3 protein-coding genes and 3 pseudogenes are annotated in these 2656 nt (G+C 68.5%); all 6 read left to right on the top strand.

Annotation, left to right across the window (positions count from 1 at the left end; all coding sequences use genetic code 11):
* Window positions 1-239: pseudogene (locus B0F77_RS48520) on the top strand (High-affinity nickel-transporter); the annotation flags it as partial.
* A 15-nt stretch (window positions 240-254) separates the two neighbouring features.
* Entirely contained in the window at window positions 255-563 is a 309-nt protein-coding gene (locus tag B0F77_RS46080; protein ID WP_086669339.1) for a hypothetical protein, read from the top strand.
* Between the two features lie 99 nt (window positions 564-662).
* Window positions 663-964, top strand: a pseudogene (locus B0F77_RS46075) (GntR family transcriptional regulator).
* Between the two features lie 202 nt (window positions 965-1166).
* Window positions 1167-1469, top strand: a pseudogene (locus B0F77_RS51065) (acyl-CoA dehydrogenase family protein); the annotation flags it as partial.
* A gap of 166 nt (window positions 1470-1635) precedes the next feature.
* On the top strand, window positions 1636-2280 hold the full coding sequence (locus B0F77_RS49535) for an acyl-CoA dehydrogenase family protein (RefSeq protein WP_211294380.1): 645 nt from the start codon (window positions 1636-1638) through the stop codon (window positions 2278-2280).
* A partial coding sequence (locus B0F77_RS46065; RefSeq protein ID WP_143467302.1) for a CoA-binding protein occupies window positions 2277-2656 on the top strand: 380 nt, incomplete at its 3' end. The genes B0F77_RS49535 and B0F77_RS46065, both read left to right, overlap by 4 nt.

Here is a 2656-nt window from a genome sequence, read left to right as displayed (position 1 = left end):
GCGCGATCGCGCTGGGCCGCACGTGGTTCGGCGTGGTGCTGGTGCTCGCGTACGGCCTGGGCATGGCGGCGACGCTGACCGCCGCCGGGTTGCTGCTGGTCTCGCTGCGGGACCGGTTCGGTCCGCGGCTGGCCCGCTTCGCCCGCTTCCGCAAGCTCGCGGGCTTAACGCCGCTGGGCACCGCGGCGCTGGTGATGCTCGTCGGAGTCGGTCTGGCCACGCGTGCGCTGGCCGGGTGAACAGGAAGAAGGATCATGAAGAAGCTCATCGTGCTGGCCGTGCTCGCCCTGGCCGCGTGTTCGACGACGTCGGAAACGGCCACCGCCGTGTTCGACGACGAACAGCAGTCGGACGTCTCCTGCCTCAAGCACCAGGACCAGACACCGGGGGAGGAGTACTTCGACGAAGGCAATTGGGACACCGTCGTCTCGTTGTCGATCCTCCGCTACTACACCTCGAACGGCACAAAGCCCTACTGTGACGGCAAAGAAGCCACGGCCGCCGACCAGGGCTGGCGCAAGCTCTACGTGCAGATGGGTGCGGACCAGACCAATCTCCGCTGATTCGACCGCAACCTCCGCGCCTTTCCTCCGTTGGTCAATACAGAGGTAGTGACAGGCCGGGGAGGATGGGGCGCAGTGAAGATCGAGCACCATGGGGAGATGCCGCCGTACGAGCAGGTGCGCGTGCACTACGCGAGCGCCATCTCGAACCGGGAACTGCCGGTGGGAGCCAAGCTGCCGACCGTGCGCGCCCTGGCCAAGGACCTGGGACTCGCGGTCAACACGGTGGCACGCGCCTACCGCGAACTGGAGGAAGCCGGCCNNCCGTGGTGAGCGCGAACGGCGACAACAACCGTGAGCGCATCCGTGCGGCGGCGGCCCAGTACGCGACGATGTCCGCGGAACTGGGCCTCTCGTCGCACGAAGCCCTGGAGATCGTGCGGGCGGCGCTGCGGCCCTGACCGGCCGGGTGGACCCGAGCTGTCAACCCACCGTTCGGCGATCTCCGGACAACTCTCGGTAGACCTGCTCCAGCGCGTGACGACCCCGCCCTGAACAGGCGAATCAGTCACCCGTTCGCGACCCTACGGACACGTCTTGACACAGCTAGGCTGCCCCGTGGATCGTGAATAACTGATTCGTCAGTCAATTTAGGGGTGCGAGATGGGGCGGACCGTCCGGGACGGCCTGCGGCTCACGGCCGAACAGGAACAGTTCGTCGAACTGGCCAGGAAGTTCGCCGCCGACCACATCCGGCCGCGGGCGCGCGCCGTCGACGAGGCGGACACCGAGTCGCCGCTCGACGTGTGGGAGAAGGCGTCCGACCTCGGGCTGACGTCGTTCATGATCAGCGAGAAGTTCGGTGGTGGCGGGGTCACCGACCTGCTCACCCAGGTGCTGATCCAGCAGGAGCTGTGCCACGGCGACATCGGCATCGGCAACCTGATCACGTCCAACGGCTTCTTCAGCGCCCCGATCGAGCACCTGGGCACGACCGAGCAACAGGAGCGGTTCCTCAGTCCGCTGGGAACTCCGACACCGCCGCTCACCGCCGTCGCGGTCACCGAGCCGGGCAGCGGGTCCGACGCGGCGAGCATCCAGACGTCGGCGCGGCGTNNACGCCGCGCAGTTCGTGATCTTCGCGACCGTCGACCCGGCCAAGCGGGCGAAGGGCGTCACCGCGTTCGTGGTGCCACAGGATGCTCCGGGACTGAAGGTCGGGCCACCGTTCCAGAAGATGGGGCAACGCGCGATCGTCAACGCGGAGGTGTTCCTCGACGACGTGCGCGTGCCGCTGGAGAACCGCCTCGGCGAGGAGGGGCAGGGCTTCTCGGGGCTGATGCGGACGTTCGACGCCTCGCGCATCCTCATCGGCGCCGCCACGACAGGGCTGGCGAGGGCGGCCTTGGACTTCGCTTCGGAGTACGCGCGGGAACGGACGCAGTTCGGCGTGCCGATCATCCAGCACCAGGCGGTGGCGTTCCGGCTCGCGGACATGGCCACGCGCGTCGACATGTCGCACCTGCTGACCGTGCGCGCGGCGACGTTGTACGACGCGGGGGACGCCGTGGCGCAGGAGTCGGCGATGGCGAAACTCGTCGGGTCGGAAAACGCCATGTGGTGCACGCACGCGGCCGTACAGACCTTGGGCGGCTACGGCTATTCGCGTGAATACCCCGTCGAACGGTGGATGCGCGACGCCAAGCTCGAAGAGATCGAGGAAGGCACCTCGGACATCCAGCGTCTGATCATCTCCCGCGGTCTCGGTGCGAGATGATCTTCTCCGATCCCGCGTCCGTCGCGGTCGTAGGCGCCAGTGACGACCCAGCCAAGTGGGGCCACTGGCTCGCGCGTGGCGCTCTGACCGGGCGTGATCGCCGGGCCGTGCACCTCGTGAACCGCGGCGGGGGATCGGTTCTCTCGCACCCGACCGTGCGTTCGCTGTCGGAACTGGCGGAGGCGCCGGAACTGGTCGTGCTGGCCGTGCCCGCCGCGCACGTGCCGGCCGTGGTGGACGAGGCGCTGGCGGTCGGTGTGCGCGGATTCGTCGGCATCCCGTCGGGGATCGACGATCGCGTGATCGGCCGGATTCGTGAGGCGGGGGCGCGCCTGCTGGGGCCGAACTGCCTGGGGGTGTTCGACGCGGCGACGTC

It is taken from the genome of Lentzea kentuckyensis, from assembly GCF_002150765.1.
In the GTDB taxonomy this organism is placed as follows: Bacteria; Actinomycetota; Actinomycetes; order Mycobacteriales; family Pseudonocardiaceae; genus Lentzea; species Lentzea kentuckyensis.
Note: the sequence above shows the minus strand (reverse complement) of the source record. Positions and strands in the feature narration are given on the sequence as shown.

What these genes read in the sequence shown, in the direction of transcription:
- B0F77_RS46080 (WP_086669339.1), top strand. Translation starts at nt 255, where the DNA reads ATGAAGAAGCTCATCGTGCTGGCCGTGCTCGCCCTGGCCGCGTGTTCG.